Raw genomic sequence first — 16,956 nt, forward strand, 5'->3', positions numbered from 1 at the left:
TCAGCGGCGAGAGCTTACGAAAGCAGCGTCAGGTCCCATCCGACGCTTGACCGCACGACAATCAGGAGCCATTCAAAACAACGACCCAGGGGAGCATCGACTGGCCGGCTTCAAATCGGAACGCTGGCCGGAATGAAATCGGAACAGGTGGACGGCTTCGTTTCGGAATCAGTGGCCGGCTTCAGCGGAATGCGCATAATGGTGTTGGCCAAAAGATTGGCGATCTAGTGGCCCCCTTGGACCCAGCATGCTCAGTTGCTCATAGTCCGAAAACACGTGCTAGCTGGATGCCGAAGCACTCACTGCCGCAGCCAGGGCTTTCAAAGCTGGTCAAGGGATGCAAATAGTTAGGGACAACAGGACTGCGCCACAGCAAAAACTTCGGACTTGGACTAGGTTGTAGCAATCAGTTCGGGAGGTTCGATGTCGCGCTACAATCCAACCCATCAAGAAGCAGTCAACCTAACGTTCCCTGCCATCGATCAATTTCGGACGAAATGCCTGCTGTCTGGAACTGGATTCCTTACTGAGGGAAGAGTTTGGGACCCTTCCATCGCAGATGAAGCGTATCGACATTTTGTTGCAAATCCGATCGACAGCGACGAGAAATTCATCGAGAAACTGGAGAAGCAGTTTTCGTCGTCCCAACCGCAGGTCCTGCGATACCTTGCGGATGTTTATTGGCTGCTGGTAATTTTCCCCTCGAACATGGGAGCCCCGCTCAAGCGCCAACAGATCTGCACAGTTCTCGGTTGGGCGGGTACTTCCTCAGATATTGTCTCGCAGCTTCTATCAGACGAGATTCTTGCGGGGCTGGGTTCAGCCGGCCCCGGATACATGGCCCATCGGTCTCGCGAATTGCGATATCTACTGAATTTCGCGAGGCTTTGGACGCTATTGCCAGAAGCTGAACGAGAGCGGATCTTGGCCGACGCTTGGGCTTTTGGTGCTTGGTTAGAACAGGTTCCTGATCCCGGGTATCGCCAACTCAGGCATATCCTCCCATATCTCTTCTTCCCGGATTGGTACGAACGAATTGCGAGCCCGAAAGAGATCAGGCTAATCCTTGAGCACGTCGGATCGATATCGAAATCTGATCTGCGACGTTTGCCAAAACTAGAGCAGGATCGGCTCATTTACGGGGTGCGGGAAACGCTCGAGCGAGAGACTGGTCACCCGATTGATTTCTACGAAATTGACATCGTTTCTCGATGGCGCCCGTCAGGCAACGTCAGCGACTTCAGTCCTGAAACTGCGTACGACATGCTGAGTGCATCGCTGTCGACGTTGAAGTTGACTGCCAAAATCGCCGCTTTCGTCACAGTGGGCGGTGTGCCTGTTGCCCTGGATCGCACGACCCGGGACGTCCAAGTATGGACGCGGCCACTAAGCGCTGATTTGAAGGGTGTTTCCGTCAAGAAACGTTACGCAAACGAGGAAAGTCGAAATTCAAATCTCCCAGTTGGATTGGCTCGGGGGACCGAAGCGGCTCTCATGTCCGTAAATTCCGCAGAGGGACTTGAGGGGCTGATTGAATTTGTGACTCACGATGGAGAAGCGTTACTCAACGAGAACGAGTTCACGGAGATGGTGTCCGCCTTTCGTCGGCACATGCCTGACTTCACAGACTTCAGGGCTGAGAACGGCCTATATTACGAACAAGAGCGTAGGTACAAAGACGAGTTCAACAAGCTGCTTTCCGACAAACTTTCGGTCGTCTCACCCATGGTCGACGTTGCTTCCGATGCGCGAAGCATTCTGGCTGCACTCCATGAGGCACTCACTGGAAAGCTCGCCTCGTCCGGCAGGCCCCAAAACATGGCGAATTGGCGATCATCTGCTCATCTTATAAAACTGGATGATGAGGTGGCAATTCGGGCGGCTCGCGCTTTGGTGAACCTTTGGACCGGCAGTTCAGATCCTGCCGTGCTGCTGGAAGCATTCGCCGCTGAATACGTTCGCCTGTTGGAAGGAATAGGAGAGACAGGTGCACAGGGAATGGTGCGAACGCTTGGGTCACTCTTACTCGCTGCCAAACATCCGTCCGAAGCAATTTTGATCAAGAATGAGGTTTGGTTCAGGGCATATCGCAGGCTCGTTGGTGGTGATGTATTCCTGGCGCAACCCATTACTGCGGACGAATATCGGCGCGCTCTGTCGTTGGCGCATTCGCTATTCACTCGTCTCGAGGCGCTTGGCTGGCAACCAAGCGACCTCTGGGATGTCCATAATTTTCTTTGGATCGTCGATCAGTACAAACTTGCCGCGGACGATGCCGGACCTGAAACCGATGACTCTGCCGGCTCCTTGGTTCGGCCTCCACTCAACATCAAAAATATCTCTGAGCTGATCGGAGAACGAGGGTTGAGATATGACGAGACTTTGATCGCGCGATACCACCTTAGTTTGCGAACGCGAAACTTCGTCATACTTGCGGGAGATTCAGGCACCGGGAAGACGAAACTCGCCGAGACCTATGCGCTAGTTACTGGTTCAGAGGTTCATGTCGAGCCAGTAGCGCCAAATTGGACCGCGAACGAAGATCTGCTCGGCTATCAATCCCCATTGGACGGGCAGTATCGTCACACGGCAGCGAGCCGCTTTATGGAGCGCGCCGCTCGTGAATTTGAGAATGCAACGTCCCAAGGCCGAACCGCTGTCGATTATCATCTCGTGTTGGATGAAATGAACTTGGCCCGTGTAGAGCAATATTTTGCTCGCCTGTTGTCCGCGATGGAACGACGTGACGAGAGCGGCGCCTTCCAACTAGAACTCGAGCAAGGCAAGCATCTGAGACTCGGGCTCAATTTCTTAGTCGTAGGAACTGTAAACGTCGATGAGACCACACATTCCTTCGCGGATAAGGTTTATGATCGCGCCCAATTGATTGAAGTCGAACCGAGCGAAGAACTTATCCTGGATGAGCTCTTCGGGTTACCCTACGCAGGCGTTGTTGAAACACTCTGGCGCGGCTCAAGGAGCGTGGCGCCATTCGCATTTCGAACACTGAAAGACATTCGATCTTACGTCAACTCCGGGGCGGACCTTGGATTGGGCTGGCGCGACTGCATCGATCATCAAATTAGACAGAAAATTCTGCCGAAGGCCAAAGGTACAAGCCCGGCTACCGCAGCGTTTATTGATCTTTGCATCGACGTTGCGAAAGCCAACGACCTGCCGCTGACGCTCGCGAAAGCGTCGTTGATGAAGACGCGCTTCACCACACATGGCTATGCAAGCTACTTCTGATTTCTCCTTCGTAAGTCTCGATGGAAATTCCGTTCCCTGCGCCAAGGAATGGGAAAGCGCGCTCGTGGTACTCCCTGTAATGGTCAGTGAGTGGGACGAAGCGCGGTTCTTCGTGCAGGACGAGGAAATCGCCCTTTCAATTCGGCATGTGCAACAAGCCCCTGTTGTCGTTGCTGACTGGGTCCCAAGGGCTGCTGGTCAGTGGCGTCTGAGGCTTGAATGCGAAGGCGTCAGCCTAAATCGGACTGTCCTTGTTGAGCCGACCAAATTAGATCTCGACGCCGTGCAACTCATGATTGACGATCTAGAACGAATTTTGCCGGCTTCAATCGTCGCATCATTCGACCGTTCCAATGCATCAAGCGGTTCGACGGAAACCGAACCACGGCACTACCGGACGATTGCCGAAGAACTCAACAGGATTAGTCGAGCGCTTGAGGGGGCTGGCGATTACTCGGGACTGTTTGATGCTCTTAAATCCATCGGGGAACGTCCTCATCAGGTGCTGCAGCGAATAGAGCGCTGGCAACTTGTCGAAAGGGCTCGCAACGTGTCGACTCTGCGGCTGGCCCAAACATTTCAAAGTCGCATCAACCACAACGCACTCAAACAAGGTATCAAAGGTTTGGAAAGAGTGTGGGAAATCGGCCATGCGACAAGTTATGACCTGTTTGAAAACAGGCTGGTTAAACATCTTGTGACCCAAGTCGGCCAGAGGTTGAGGCTGATCCTCAGCCATCTGCATGCGGCCAAAGGTGACAAAGAGAGACTGCGCGAAAGGGCGTCTGAATTGCTTCACGGCCTCGAAAGGCATGCGAGGTCATGCCAGTTTCTGGAATTTGTCAGCGCAATTGGTGACCCGCCCAGCCGAACGTCGATGGTTTTGCAGCGCCGCCCAGATTATCAGGCAGTCTGGCGACGATGGCGCGAGTTCAACCAGTCTCGCGATTTCATTGTGCTGTTGGACAAGCTTGAAGATCCAATCAATAACGTACCGTATCTCTACGAAGTTTGGGGCACACTGTTCGCGATCGATCGTCTGTTGAGTGTCTGCAACGAGCTTGGCTGGGGGGTTGTCGATCAGAACGGGTTGAAACACCACAACGGCTGGCTGTTCGAGATCAATTGGACCGGACAGCCGATTTTGCGTCTGAGGCGTGGCACAGACGAAGTCGTCGTTACACCCCAGAGGTCTTTTCACCAACATGGGAAACAGCTCAGGAGCATCAGCTTTCGCCAAGTGCCAGATCTGGTGATCGAGCGGCTTGACGCCAATGGTCGACCCCGGGTTCTCATCCTGGATCCCAAATACAAGCTGGCGTATGACGACCTGCGTTATTCCAGTGACCTCGATGCGGCAGACGACCGCTCGACAAGATGGAGTGGAAAACCGACTAAGGCTGATATCGACAAAATGCATACCTACTCCGACGCTATCCGGACGGCCGACAACGCTCGTATTGTCGAGTTCGCCGCAATCCTGTTCCCTGGGCATATGTCGGAGTTCTTTGGGTCGTCGATCGCCGCGATTGCCGCACATCCCGCACGCAGCGATGTTCTGGCGCTCGAACTTGATGAACTCTTCCATCGGTTCCTAGTTTGAGCGATCCAGAGTTCACGGGACCGGGCCGAAACAAGAACAAAAGTAGACAGATATTCAACTGTGTAGGATACGTAATCAACAAGACAGCGGCCAACAAGTGCACGATTCGGGAGCCAGACGTGACTTTCGTTATCCATACGCGCTCACCCGCCGTGCGGCGTCCTCGCGATAGAGGTAGTCTTCAATCTCGGCAACAAGTTCGAGCCGACGTGCGGCCCTGTCATTAAGTGAGCGGCTAAATTCATCGTCAGTGGCCGACCTCGCAAATATAATGCCCGACGTCTCGTTCTCCAAGATGTCACGGAGCATATTCGTGAGCACGAGGTTCTTCTCGTGCATCTGCATCACCATTTCCTGCACTTTCAAACGCTGAGACATGACCGTCACCCCGTTGTTGCTTGGCTTCTGGGCTGGTAACGGGCGTGGAAAGGAAAAGTCTCACGGGAAAATGCGGATTCCGCAATCTGGTCAGCCTCGTACAAGGTTCGGCACAAAACCAGCCACCTCACTCTCCCAAAAGTTGTTGACGACCCTTTCGACCCGGCGCAGCGTGTAGCCACAACGAAAGGAAATCATCTTGTTCATCATTATCCCTATGCTGCTAATCTTCGGCGCCGTCAGCCTTGAAATGGGCTTTCAGGACGGACAGGAGCGGCCGAATGACCGGAGCTTCTTCGTCTCTGGTGAGAAGTAGCGCCGCGGAATAGGCGTCACTGCTACATCAGGGGCCTTCGGGGCCTTTTCTTTGCAACCTTGACTCGTCAATCAGGCCAGATACGTTGCTCTTGGGGGAATCAATATGTCAGCTAAAACGGTTGCCGGGCTCGTCACCGCGGCGTGGGTCATCTTTATCGTCATTCTAATAAGCCGGTCTCAAGCGAGCCTCGACGGGCTAGCCCTTAATGAGCTTGGAGATTTTCTCGCAGGGGTGTTCGCGCCTGTTGCGTTCGTCTGGCTAGTGACCGCGGTCTGGATCCAATCCGCCGAGTTGAAAGAGCAACGCACCGAGCTTGCCCTTACCAGGGAAGAGTTCAAGAATCAGCGAGAGGTGATGAGGGCACAAGCGGAAGAGGCGCGAAAGCAAGCCACGTTCATCGGCACGCAAACCAAAATACTTGAAGCTGGTGAAAAACGAAGTGAATGGCGCGAGGCGGAAAACATTTTGGTTGCGGAGGTGGATCGCCTTGTGGACCTAATAAAGAGGCCGGACAATCCGTTTAACTTCACGAACAATGGAACTCACGTAATTCTCGTGAATATGTCGGACTTTGAAGACTTTGAGTTCCTTGGTGATGTCACGCGACAAATTATACAGCAATATGCCTCGAAGGGAGTTGAGCAGCTTAACACGCCAATCGTTTGCAGCTATCCATCACGCTTCATGGACGTGCAACGCCTTTTGGAAGAGTGTTTAGAACTACAAAACAAAACATCGCGCGCTACGCAGGCCCGCGCGGCATCAATGCGGCTCCGAGAGCTTGCTGACTATTGCGATCGACTAGGCATTCGGTCAGACACGCCAAAATGGCCCAAGCCGCCAGAATTCCCAGGATAAAAAAGCACCTCCGGTCCTTCTGGAGAGTCACCACCATGCCCGCTTCCGGCCTATCAGAAAGTCCGCCGCAGCCACAGAAACAGTCAGCAAGAGTGCAACGATGGCCAAGCTGCAATTAGCAGCCGCCTTCATGCCGGGATTTCGACGGAGAGGGAGTTGGGTGTTTCCATAGAGCGGTCCTTTCACCAAAAGAAAACGTGAAAGGCTGCTTGCTGCTTCGCAGTTAGGCATTATCGGCGATTCGCCACAAGAGGTTTGTCCACAGCATTCCCTGTAACCCGCGATATTTCGGGGGTTTGGTACGCAGCGCGGGCCAGTTCATATGTCCAGTGGCCGCTTTTGCAGCCCACGGCGGCCGCCCTCGTCGTAGAGAATGGCTCTATTCACCGTGAGACCGTCTCATCAGAGTCTCGCAACGTCCACCAAGCTTATGCTGGAGTTCGACACACTCCCGGAATGCCATGGGCTCCGTGTAGTAGGTGTTCAGCGGTGTGGTGCTCGAAATATACCCGTCCGTGAACAGCCCGGAAGGCAGCACCAGAATCCACGCCAGGCTATTCATTGGCCGCCCGCTTCTTCACATTGACCTTCCACTGTTCGAGCCCAAAGTACTTGAGCGCCTTGCGCGTGAGGACGTCGTAGCCGTTCAGGAACTGCGAAATGGCACTCTCGTGCACACCAATCTCCGCAGCGGCCTTACCCTGCCCGCCCAGCTTGGCGACAAGCGCAGCCACCGCCCGGCGCAGTTCCCCGGCGTTACACATTCGATATTCACGGTTTTCACAATCAGTCTTTCGTTATCGTTTAAGCAGGCGGTGGACGCCGAAACCGACGGCGAGAATTGCCGTCATCGCCGCCAGGTCGAACGCGGCATAGGCTGCCATCTGGTACGGCACCGGCATGGTAGTGAGGGCGTAGAGGAAGTGTGCCATTATTTGCAGCCTCCCCGCTTGGTAGCCCGCTTTTGCCAACCAGCTCGTCGGCACCTTGCGCGTCCAGTAGTGGACCTTATCGCGCCCGTTGCCATTGGCGTTCTTAGCCCAGTGGTAGCCACCCAGGTTGTCGGCAGGATACAGGATACCCACGCGACGCATGCGGGTCAGAGGAGTTGCCGCCAGAGGTCTTTGTCGAAACCGTCGAGCTGAAGCTTAGCGCTGAAAAGGTCCTCACCTGGCTCGCAGAGCAAGGCTTTGAGGTGAAGCCGAGCTACAGCCTCAAGGTCAGCCGGAAGAAGCTGGTGAAGGCCGCCAGTTAGCACACGACGGGGTCGCTTCGGCGGCCCTCAATTTCACACCGAAAAGAATTCCCCAAATGGACAAGACTCAAAAAATGGCGCCGAGGCGAGCATCTGGTACGAGGATGGAAACCGTTCACCGCTGCCGAAGAGGCGTTTGCGGCTGCAAAGCGTCATATGCCAGAGGAAGAATACAGAGAGTCGGCGCATTGGTTCGAAATTTTTCTGAAGCCTGCCGGAATCTTGTCAACCTACTCTTACAACGTGCGCTCCCGAGATTACTATTGGAAGACGGATCGCGCTCGTCGGATTGCTCGAAAAGCTGCACAGAACACTCCCCCGGCCGAACCTCATCGGGCCCGCCCCAACGCAACCTGATATCTACAATCTGGCTATCGTCCTCTAGCACGCCCCACCGGGTCAGTGTGTCGGACGCCGCTTTCTCCAGGTTAGCCACATCACGGCGCCGACGGTCCGGCCGCCCGAAGGTGTAGACGGCAATCACATCGCCGTTGAGCCGTATGATTGCGCCGGGCTTCTGGGCGTCAGCTTCCTTTTCCTAGGCACGATACCGGGCGGCTTTTACCGGCCGCCACGAGCGACGTTGAGGAACAGGTTGTTGACCGAGGGAGGGAACGGCAGGGTGGCAGTGAAGGTGGCGATAAAGAATCTTGCACGCCATCACTAGCGTCGTCAAATATTCCAAGCGCCTACTACGCACGGTCCTCTTCGTTTTCCCACCCGATCTCTACCTCGTCATCTTCTTCCCGAATGCGGGCTAAGTGGCGACCAAACGGCTGGGCGTTTTCATCCCTGTCGCGCATCTCCAGCGTGAAGAACAGAATCTCCGAGAGGATACAGAGGCCAATTTTGCGCAATTTCTCACGGGAAGGCTCGCCTTCGACTACATCGTCAATTCGACTGTCGCTCATCTCGCGCACGCGGTCCCCCGCCACCTTCTCGAAATCGAGGGCCTCCCAGCTGTGAGCGAATGAATTTCGGATCTTGCGGAGCAGGTCGAGGTCCCGCTTTTGCGAGGCGGTCAGCAGCCCGAACGCGTAGGCGGCCTTTATTTTGGCTGAGAACGTACCGAGTGGCGCGTTAAAATCGCAGACCAGGTCCTTTGACTCCGGCACGTCCATAAGGAACGTGAGCAGCATTCGCTCCAGTGCGCTTTCCGCAAACGCTGAGAGGGACAGAACCAGCCCGCGGTCGTCCTCCGCCTCCAGAATCTTGGTGAGTTTTCCGTGGTCTTCGAAAACCTTGGTCGCGATTTTCATGGCCGCGTGTAGGTCTTCGATGCTCTCATACTGTACGACCAACCGCCCGCCCCTCAGCTCGCTTTATCCATCGCATCCAGTTGGCACCTTTACCACGGCCCCGCGGGTCAAACCATTCCCCGCCATACCGCGCCAGGAACGCCTCAGCGTCCTCTTTGAGCGAGTAGCAGAACACCCGGTACCAAACGCCGTCATAATTGACGGAGTGTCCTCTGGCGCAGAGTGACAGACCCTTGTTGAAGGCGGCGTGGATGTCGTAATTCTTGCCCGTGCACAGGTCTGCCTTGAGGGCAACCTGATACGGCCAGCCGCGGTCAACACCCGAGGGGCTCAGCTCGCCTTTGCGGTAGACCATAGGAATTTTCTCCGTGGAACCTAGGAATAGTTTCACGATTTGTTCACGGTGAGTCAATGTGCTCTTATGGTTGCAGCGTGTCTTGTACGCTCGCCACTTTCGCGCAGGAGGAACCGATGCAGGCCTTTGAACAGCTCTTTATCGACGTGTTCCACACGGCCCGGGACGAGATGACGTCATTCAAGTTCGCCAGATTCAACAACGTCCAACGGACGCTCGCCTCCCTCTACGCCACTATCTTCGAACAGGCGGAGGCGGCATTCGCCCTCTACCAGGACAAACGCTACACCGGCGCATTCCTTATGCAACGCCCGATGCTGGAGGCTCATGTAGACCTCCTGAATCTCGCCAAGGACGCAACCTATATCGAATACATGGAAGCGGCTCATGACAAGGAAGCGAAGAAGCTGCTGGAGGCCGGGCTAAAGGGAACAAATCCTTTTCTCCAAGGCTACGCAGGCAACCCGAAGGCCCAGAAGGCGCTTGACGACACCAAGGTTCGCCTGGGCGCGTTCACGTCCGCAGGCAAAAAACATTTGAAGGTCTGCCAGCGGTTCGCCCTTGCCAATATGTCCGAAGAGTACGAGTCCGCCTACAATCGGCTCTGCTGCGATACTCACAATAACATCGCGTCCCTGATAGAACGTCACATTGAGGTGTCGCCCGACGGCAAAGACTTCCACCTGGTCATTAACGGCGACCCCATCCCGGAATCTATCAATTCCTTCCTTGACGGGCTCACCGGCAACCTCCTCACCAGCTCCTATGTGGTGCATGAATATTTCGGGAGCCCCGTGCTGGACAAGTTCGCTGAGCTGAGGAAACGCCGGGAGGAAGTGCTTAAAGGGACGTGACGGGTATCCTCCCCTCGTGGATAGCGGCGGCGCCGTTGAATTTGACTGCCTGGAGATATAGGGCTTTCCGCTGCCCGGCATCCTCGAAGAAGGCTTTGGCCTTATCATCAAATCCAATCGGAATCGCCCCATCCAGCCAGGCGCGGGTTAGCATCCAGCCAAACGACTTCCCCCGCCATCCCGCCTTGTCGGTCTCCATGACGCGGCAGATGGCATCTTCCCACCGTAGCGGCCAAGCCCCTTGCGGCAACGGCTTGGACAACACGCCCTCATAACAGCGAGAGGCGTCAGTCTGGGCATCACGGACACACGGGCTCATTTCCACCGCCTGCCGTTCCGGCTTGGCGCCGAACGCCCGAAGACGTTCCAGTAATTCGGCCTGTGTTTCGGCGTGCAATGTTGGGTCTGACTCAGTTTTGATGCAGTTGTAACAATGCTGTCTTGCTGGTTTCCACAAAGGAATCAGCCTGATGAGCGCCAAGTTTAGCCCTTCTGATTTGGTACCGGCTGGCTTCATCGCCGAACACATCACCCACATTGACGATGAGACCCGCATCTTGCTTTCCTGAGCCGGTGGTACCGCGTCATGTCCGGCATGCGGACGAGTGTCGCGAACGGTACGAAGCCACTATTGCCGCCAGGTCGCGGACCTCCCCCTGTCGGGATGGCGCGTTAGGCTTCTCGTGCGTACTCGAAGGTTCACCTGTGACGCGGTGCTCTGCGGCAGGCAGATATTCGCCGAGAGGTTCGGCGATGTGCTACCTCCCTTCGCCAGACGAACCGGGCGTCTTGAGCATCTCGTCCACCATCTGGCCCTCGCACTTGGAGGACGTCCGGCGGCGCGTTTTACACGGCGGCTCATGCTTCCCGTCAGCAACGACACTTTGCTCCGCGTCATCCGCAGGCAAGGATTGCCGCCATCGATCCCGCCCTCGGCTATTGGCATCGACGACTGGGCCTGGCGGCGCAATCACCGTTATGGCACGATTGTGTGTGACCTGGAGCGTCGGCGGCCGATCCGTCTGCTGCCCGACCGTGAGCCGGCGACGGCAGAAGCCTGGTTACGGGGAAATCCCCAAATCCAGATCATTGCCCGCGACCGCGGCGGCGCTTACGGACTGGCGGCGGCGAAGGCGTTGCCCGACGCAGTGCAGGTCGCTGATCGATGGCATCTGATGGAGAATGCCAGCCGTGCATTCCTGGACTCCGTCCGCAAATCGATGAGGCAAATTCGCAAGGCACTCGGTGCAACGCGCGTCGATCCTAAGCTTCTGACCGCGGCCGAACGCCTTCAATACGAAGGTTATCTCAGGCGCGAGCAGACCAACGCAGCGATCATGGCGCTCGCAAAGGACGGTGTCACGATCAAGGAGATCGTCCGCCGCACCGGTCATAGCCGCGGCTTAGTCCGCCAGGTGCTTAGAGGTCACCGTAACGACGTCTTTCGGTCGAGAGAGAGAGTTCGTTGGAGCCCTATCTCGAATGGCTCGACGGCAATGGGCTGCCGGTAAGCGGAACGGCACCGAGCTATGGCGGCGATTGAGAACACAGGGCTTTCGTGGTTCGCGTCGCGTCGTGAGCGAATGGGCCACACGGCGGAAGCGCGCCGATAAGGCGGACGCGGGGTCGTTGACCCGCATCCCCTCTGCCCGAACGATTGCCCGACTTTTGACAACCAGCAGAGACGTCCTGACGAAATCCGAGACCGTCGTCGCCGCGGCGATCGAGAGCGGCGCTCCCCTGCTCGTTGCCGCTCGCAATATCATCGCCGACTTTCATTTCATGATACGGCGCAAATCGGAGAACGAGCTCGCATCGTGGATCGACCGCGCTCGCGACAGTCTGGTTGCATCCATTGGCAATGGCGTTGCGAAGGACATACGGGCAGTCCAGGCAGCGATCGTATCACCGTGGTCCAACGGACAAACCGAGGGGCAAATCACCAAGCTCAAGCTGGTGAAGCGCCAGATGTACGGTCGCGATGACCTGCCACTGCGAATTTCCTCCAGAATTGATTAGAGTCCGGCCATTCAAAGGACGGACGAATGAAGAAGCAGAGATTTACGGAAGAGCAGATCATTGCGGTGCTGAAGGAGCAGGAGGCTGGCGCGAAGGCGGCCGATCTGTGCCGCAAGCACGGGATTTCTGAGGCGACTTTTTACAACTGGAAAGCCAAATACGGCGGCATGGAAGTCTCCGAGGCGAAGCGGCTGAAGGCCTTGGAGGAAGAGAACGCCAAGCTGAAGAAGCTGCTGGCCGAGCAGATGCTGGACGTCGCCGCGCTTCGCGCGCTTCTGGCAAAAAAATGGTAGGGCCTGCTGCCAAGCGTGACGCCGTCACGCATTTGAAGGCCGTCATGGGTCTTTCGGAGCGGCGGGCCTGCCAGATCATTTCCGCCGACCGCAAGATGATCCGCTATCAGTCCTGCAGACCGCCGGAGACCGGACTGCGGGCGAAGCTGCGCGACCTGGCCAATGAGCGACGGCGATTCGGTTACCGGCGGCTGTTCATCCTACTTCGGCGGGAGGGAGAGCCGTCCGGCGTCAATCGCATCTACCGCCTTTATCGTGAGGAAGGACTTTCTGTCCGCAAGCGCAAAGCCAGGCGTCGCGCCGTCGGCACGCGTGCGCCGATCCTGGTCGAAGCAAAGGCCAATGCCCGCTGGTCATTGGATTTCGTCCATGACCAGTTTGCCTGTGGCCGCAGGTTTCGCATCCTCAACATTGTCGATGATGTCACGCGCGAGTGTTTGGCCGCCATCCCGGATACGTCGATCTCCGGCCGTCGTGTTGCCCGCAAACTGACGACACTGGTCGAACGGCGTGGCAAGCCCGGCATGATCGTCTCCGACAACGGCACGGAGTTCACCTCAAACGCCATCCTCGCCTGGTCCAAGGATCACAAGGTCGAGTGGCACTACATCGCACCGGGAAAGCCCATGCAGAACGGCTATGCCGAAAGCTTCAACGGAAGAATGCGCGACGAACTGCTCAACGAAAGCCTGTTCTTCGGCCTTGATCATGCCCAGTGCCATCGCTGAATGGGCAATCGACTACAACCATTTCCGGCCGCACTCATCGCTGGGATACAAGACCCCGGCAGACTATGCCGGCACAATCGCCGCAACCGGCTCCAACGCTGCGCAAAATGAAAGCTTCGCGTTTCCGCCGGTTGCTCACACCGCGCTATTGGGCGTATCAAAAACCGCCGAGGCTCTAATCGCTGCCGGATGAAAGTTCAGTGGCAGGTCAGCGGAAAGCTTGATCTTCTTCAGGCCCGCCTGATCGGCGCGACATGAGAGATTTGCACCAAATCTGCGTCAGAGCCAACATTGCACGCCGAAACACAGTCGTTGGTTACGCGGGTTCTGGCGACTACACCAGTCAATATGCATGAAGAGGCTAGGAAGCGCAGGTCGTGGGTGGTGGGTGGTGATCAAGAAATTGCGCTCCGCAGAACTGCTATACATCATGTGTTAACGCGGAAAAGTTGGACCGAGACGTTGGCAACTTGGGAGGCCGCTGCATTGCTCACTGCTCAGCAGAAGGCCGATGCAGCTTTGGCTATGAGCTTCAGCGCAATCTTGCGCCCGACTGGCATGTCCGCCTCCTCTTCGGCGGTCAGAGGGTTTGATTTCCCTCTTAGGGCATATCCAAGATTTTTTGAAGCTCACCCTTGATGCTGACGGAGCCTTTCGGCCGCCCGTTCTTCTTCGGCTGCTTCGTACTGGAGAACTGGTGTTCACGCGGCGGAAACCCCAGGGCCAACCTTATAGGTCTGTCCCGTTTTTAGCCATGCCAAATCATGGCGCAGGATTGGATATCAAGCAACCAGAGATCGGCACTACTTATCTTTCTTTCCTAAAGTTGCACTTACAACTTGGCTGATAAGCGATATGACCTGGGGGTCTATTTGAGAGGCGTCTAACGAAGCAAAAGTCGAGTTTCTGTCGATATTCCAATGCTGGAATGCCTCTTTTACTTCGCCGGGAGTGAGGCGCCCGCCATATGCTTTCAGATAGAACTTGCCAAACTGCATGGCGTGTATCCGGTCCGCGGACTTCAAAGCCTCCGTGATGAAAGATTTCCCGAGAGAGTAGGCGTATTTCGCTAGGGCAGCCAGAATGCCAATAGATACGATATTCAGAACAACAATCGAAGCGGCCGCCGAAATCGTGAGCGACGGTCCGACGGAAATTACATGGTAAGCCAAAAAAGCGGTTTGGCCCAAGCCAGCTAACAAGAAAACAACACCAAGCAGATTCCAGTTTTTCCCAGAAGACCGATTGGCCATCTCCGAAGCGCGCTGTTGTGCGATGGCTTCGTCGACATATAAAGAAAGATCGGACTCAACCTTCTCAATGCGGATTTCTCTCTCCGCCTTACTTGCTTCGAATCCAGCAACGGATTGCAAGATAATTGGAAGAACCTCTTCGGCTTGGCGATCGACCCCGTTGATGTACTGGTACTGGCTCATAATGGCCGGAACCTGAACTTTTTCTAACAAAACGGGCAGAACAAGCAGACGTTCGGTACTTTCTGCGTACCCTACCGCCCTCGCAAATTCGGTATTCGTATTTGTTTTTGACAGGGAGGCAGCTGATATCAAAAAGACAACCACGTCAGCAGACTTGAGTGTCTCATGAAGTTTCGGCTGCCATTTCTCGCCCGGCACCAAAACCATTTCATCCATTAATGGTTGTTGGCCAGCCTCGATAAGCAGACGAGCTAACCGTCCTGCGTAGTCTCGATCTTCGTTTGCGAAAGAGATGAAGACGCGTGCCATTGCGGCGTTACCTATTGGTGATATTGACAGCAACAACAACCTTCGCAGGTTTATGGCACTGCGCCAATAACGCCCCTTCCCAATGTCGATTTAAGTTGTTGACGACCCTTTCGACCCGGCGCAGCGTGTAGCCACAACGAAAGGAAATCACCATGTTCATCATCATTCCCAGCTCCTCGTCTTCGGCGCCGTCGGGCTCGAAATGGGCTTTCAGGACGGCCAGCAGCGCCCGAATGACCGGAGCTTCTTCATCTCTGGCGAGAAGTAGCGCCGCAGAACAGGCATCACGCTGCTTTGGGCCCTTCGGGGCCTTTTCTTTGCCGCAACCTTGACTCGCGGACAACGCTAGATACCCTCCGATAGCAGCGTCGGAGAAATTGCATGGCCGCAGAGAAGCAACCGTCGTCATCAGTTATATTCTGGGTAGCGGGCGGCGTGACCATCGCTTGGCCTATTATCGCACTCGCTCTCGGATGGACTGCGCACCCTGGCGATGCCGGTGCCACCTATGGGTCGCTGAAGGCTAACGAGTGGGGCGACTTCCTCGCAGGTGTATTCGCGCCGGTGGCATTCTTCTGGCTATTCGCTGCCGTGTGGCTCCAATCCAAGGAACTAAAGGCCCAGCGCGAGGAACTGGAGCTGACGCGCGAAGAGATGCAAGAGCAGCGACGCGTTATGACGGCGCAAGCGGAGTACATAGGAACTCAGACTGAAATCCTGCGAGCGGAAGAAGCAGACCGCAAGACAGCCCGGTTAGATGCATTCTTCGATGAGCATTTTGACACGATCGCGGCCCTTCTCCGGCAGAGCCAAGCTACATTTGCGTTTCAGGTTAAGGGGAAAGATGATTTCACCTTCTACTGGGGAGCGCCGGTTTCGCGTTCTCAGTTGGAAGGCTTCGGTGCCGGTCTGTTGAGATTCAAAGATAAGTTTTTCGAAGCCCAAGAAATCGACGACGCGGATGTATTCAGGACACTGGAGCCCGACGCCTTAATAGACACCCGTCAGGCCTTCATATGGGCTAAAGAAGCCGCCACTGGCATATCCAGCATGGCCCAGCTCCGGTACATTAGGTACGGTATTGACGATGCTCTAGACGCTATTGGAACACTGGCCGAAAAAGCAGACTTAGCCGCCTAATTTCGGCGATCACCACCACCCGCGCTTGGGCCCCACAAGGAATCTAGAGATGCAGAACATGCCGGTGAGCGCCTGAGCCACCCGGATTCGACGGCACCAAGAAAATTTGATACAAGGAGCTATTGTCGCTCCGTTGAGGCTCCCGACGTTCAAGGGATAAAGCTTGTCGCGAGATGGCAGATCATCCTTGTTCCACATTTGCCGGCAGTGTCGGTCGACTGTGCATCAAGGGAACGATGATTGCTGCGGCGGGGGCGATGGTTTCATTGCTCCCGCAGCTTCACCACAGCCCCATCGCGCGCCCACTGGCAAATCCCGACACCCCCACAAGAAGTGACAGCAACACGGCGACGATGGCGAAGCGTTCCCGCTCCGGCCTTGATGCCGAACAGTTCAAGAATGAGGGAGTCCTTTGGCTCGATTTCCATTTCTTACTCCTTTCGCGACAACGCACGAAGAAGCGTACCTGACCAACCTTGCCTGTGAGTGGGCGAGCCTCGCGCAAGGTACGTTGCTATAACAAGAGAGCCGCTACTTTTGCCTTTTCACGTACACCTGCCGGGCCTCCAGCCCCAATAAGGCCAGAAGAGCCTTGGGCGGCTTGACGCAGCCCCGAAAGAAGTTGCTGAACTGCTGCTTATCAATCCCGATTTTCTTGGCGGCGGCGTTTTGCGTCCCGTGCTATTCGGCCATATCGCTCACGGCGGCATTGACCTGGTCGATAGGCACGTGGTGGATAGTCCCGGTTTTCACTAATATTGCTTTCGTTTGATTTTAGTCAGGACGGCCATCTCAGTAGCCCAGCCGGTCGAGCGCGGTCAGGAAGAATACGGCCGCGCCGAAGATGAAGAGGAACTCGCTCATCAGGAGCCTCCCCGCTGAGTTTTGCGGCGCTCGGCTT

Annotated in this window: 16 protein-coding genes and 2 pseudogenes; 8 read left to right on the forward strand and 10 right to left on the reverse strand. The window is 55.8% G+C overall.

Going from position 1 to position 16,956, the window contains the following annotated elements:
- Positions 1 to 423: 423 nt before the first annotated feature.
- Positions 424 to 3,249 (forward strand): McrB family protein, encoded by a 2,826-nt coding sequence (locus AC2YI2_RS32490; protein ID WP_487390673.1) that lies wholly within the window; start codon positions 424 to 426, stop codon positions 3,247 to 3,249.
- Positions 3,227 to 4,852, forward strand: coding sequence for a DUF2357 domain-containing protein (locus AC2YI2_RS32495; protein ID WP_487390674.1), 1,626 nt, complete (start codon positions 3,227 to 3,229; stop codon positions 4,850 to 4,852). The genes AC2YI2_RS32490 and AC2YI2_RS32495 overlap by 23 nt, the downstream gene beginning before the upstream one ends.
- Before the next feature lie 129 nt (positions 4,853 to 4,981).
- On the opposite strand, the gene AC2YI2_RS32500 is transcribed toward AC2YI2_RS32495, so the two are convergent.
- Positions 4,982 to 5,230, reverse strand: coding sequence for a hypothetical protein (locus AC2YI2_RS32500; protein ID WP_487390675.1), 249 nt, complete (start codon positions 5,228 to 5,230; stop codon positions 4,982 to 4,984).
- 421 nt (positions 5,231 to 5,651) lie between these two features.
- Here AC2YI2_RS32500 and AC2YI2_RS32505 point away from each other — a divergent pair, with 421 nt between their 5' ends.
- Complete coding sequence (locus AC2YI2_RS32505; RefSeq protein ID WP_487390676.1) at positions 5,652 to 6,407, forward strand: hypothetical protein; 756 nt, start codon at positions 5,652 to 5,654, stop codon at positions 6,405 to 6,407.
- Between the two features lie 554 nt (positions 6,408 to 6,961).
- Here AC2YI2_RS32505 and AC2YI2_RS32510 read toward each other — a convergent pair.
- On the reverse strand, positions 6,962 to 7,171 hold the full coding sequence (locus AC2YI2_RS32510) for a hypothetical protein (protein ID WP_487390677.1): 210 nt from the start codon (positions 7,169 to 7,171) through the stop codon (positions 6,962 to 6,964).
- A gap of 33 nt (positions 7,172 to 7,204) precedes the next feature.
- On the reverse strand, positions 7,205 to 7,492 hold the full coding sequence (locus AC2YI2_RS32515; RefSeq protein WP_487390678.1) for a hypothetical protein: 288 nt from the start codon (positions 7,490 to 7,492) through the stop codon (positions 7,205 to 7,207).
- 23 nt (positions 7,493 to 7,515) lie between these two features.
- On the opposite strand from AC2YI2_RS32515, the gene AC2YI2_RS32520 reads away from it, so the two are divergent.
- On the forward strand, positions 7,516 to 7,662 hold the full coding sequence (locus AC2YI2_RS32520; RefSeq protein ID WP_487390679.1) for a hypothetical protein: 147 nt from the start codon (positions 7,516 to 7,518) through the stop codon (positions 7,660 to 7,662).
- 115 nt (positions 7,663 to 7,777) lie between these two features.
- Here AC2YI2_RS32520 and AC2YI2_RS32525 read toward each other — a convergent pair whose 3' ends face one another.
- The 3 genes from AC2YI2_RS32525 to AC2YI2_RS32535 form a co-directional block, all read right to left on the reverse strand.
- On the reverse strand, positions 7,778 to 8,146 hold the full coding sequence (locus AC2YI2_RS32525; RefSeq protein WP_487390680.1) for a RusA family crossover junction endodeoxyribonuclease: 369 nt from the start codon (positions 8,144 to 8,146) through the stop codon (positions 7,778 to 7,780).
- A 208-nt stretch (positions 8,147 to 8,354) separates the two neighbouring features.
- Entirely contained in the window at positions 8,355 to 8,921 is a 567-nt protein-coding gene (locus AC2YI2_RS32530) for a hypothetical protein (RefSeq protein WP_487390681.1), read from the reverse strand.
- A gap of 25 nt (positions 8,922 to 8,946) precedes the next feature.
- A complete protein-coding gene (locus AC2YI2_RS32535; protein ID WP_487390682.1) occupies positions 8,947 to 9,276 on the reverse strand; it encodes a hypothetical protein in 330 nt (109 codons plus the stop codon).
- 116 nt (positions 9,277 to 9,392) lie between these two features.
- Here AC2YI2_RS32535 and AC2YI2_RS32540 point away from each other — a divergent pair, with 116 nt between their 5' ends.
- The gene (locus AC2YI2_RS32540) at positions 9,393 to 10,130 is read left to right on the forward strand and encodes a DUF5677 domain-containing protein (RefSeq protein WP_487390683.1); all 738 of its coding nucleotides are present in this window, start codon (positions 9,393 to 9,395) and stop codon (positions 10,128 to 10,130) included.
- Here the strand turns inward: AC2YI2_RS32540 and AC2YI2_RS32545 are convergent.
- The gene (locus tag AC2YI2_RS32545; RefSeq protein ID WP_487390703.1) at positions 10,117 to 10,686 is read right to left on the reverse strand and encodes a hypothetical protein; all 570 of its coding nucleotides are present in this window, start codon (positions 10,684 to 10,686) and stop codon (positions 10,117 to 10,119) included. The two genes, AC2YI2_RS32540 and AC2YI2_RS32545, sit on opposite strands and share 14 nt — an antisense overlap.
- On the opposite strand from AC2YI2_RS32545, the pseudogene AC2YI2_RS32550 reads away from it, so the two are divergent.
- Together AC2YI2_RS32550 and AC2YI2_RS32555 are read left to right on the forward strand one after the other, a co-directional pair.
- A pseudogene (locus tag AC2YI2_RS32550) lies at positions 10,601 to 12,149 on the forward strand (ISL3 family transposase). The gene AC2YI2_RS32545 and the pseudogene AC2YI2_RS32550 sit on opposite strands and share 86 nt — an antisense overlap.
- 26 nt (positions 12,150 to 12,175) lie before the next feature.
- A pseudogene (locus tag AC2YI2_RS32555) lies at positions 12,176 to 13,363 on the forward strand (IS3 family transposase).
- A 610-nt stretch (positions 13,364 to 13,973) separates the two neighbouring features.
- Here AC2YI2_RS32555 and AC2YI2_RS32560 read toward each other — a convergent pair.
- Together AC2YI2_RS32560 and AC2YI2_RS32565 are read right to left on the reverse strand one after the other, a co-directional pair.
- Positions 13,974 to 14,915, reverse strand: a complete 942-nt coding sequence (locus AC2YI2_RS32560; protein ID WP_487390684.1) for a toll/interleukin-1 receptor domain-containing protein — start codon at positions 14,913 to 14,915, stop codon at positions 13,974 to 13,976.
- A gap of 7 nt (positions 14,916 to 14,922) precedes the next feature.
- Positions 14,923 to 15,324 (reverse strand): hypothetical protein, encoded by a 402-nt coding sequence (locus tag AC2YI2_RS32565; RefSeq protein ID WP_487390685.1) that lies wholly within the window; start codon positions 15,322 to 15,324, stop codon positions 14,923 to 14,925.
- Between AC2YI2_RS32565 and AC2YI2_RS32570 the strand changes: the two genes are divergently transcribed.
- Positions 15,297 to 16,055 carry a hypothetical protein gene (locus tag AC2YI2_RS32570; RefSeq protein ID WP_487390686.1) on the forward strand — a complete coding sequence of 253 codons (759 nt, stop codon included), beginning with the start codon at positions 15,297 to 15,299 and terminating at the stop codon, positions 16,053 to 16,055. The genes AC2YI2_RS32565 and AC2YI2_RS32570 overlap by 28 nt on opposite strands.
- A gap of 263 nt (positions 16,056 to 16,318) precedes the next feature.
- Here AC2YI2_RS32570 and AC2YI2_RS32575 read toward each other — a convergent pair whose 3' ends face one another.
- On the reverse strand, positions 16,319 to 16,483 hold the full coding sequence (locus AC2YI2_RS32575; protein ID WP_487390687.1) for a hypothetical protein: 165 nt from the start codon (positions 16,481 to 16,483) through the stop codon (positions 16,319 to 16,321).
- Between the last annotated feature and the right edge of the window lie 473 nt (positions 16,484 to 16,956).

The sequence above is a fragment of the Rhizobium sp. SRI_017 genome, assembly GCF_057586295.1.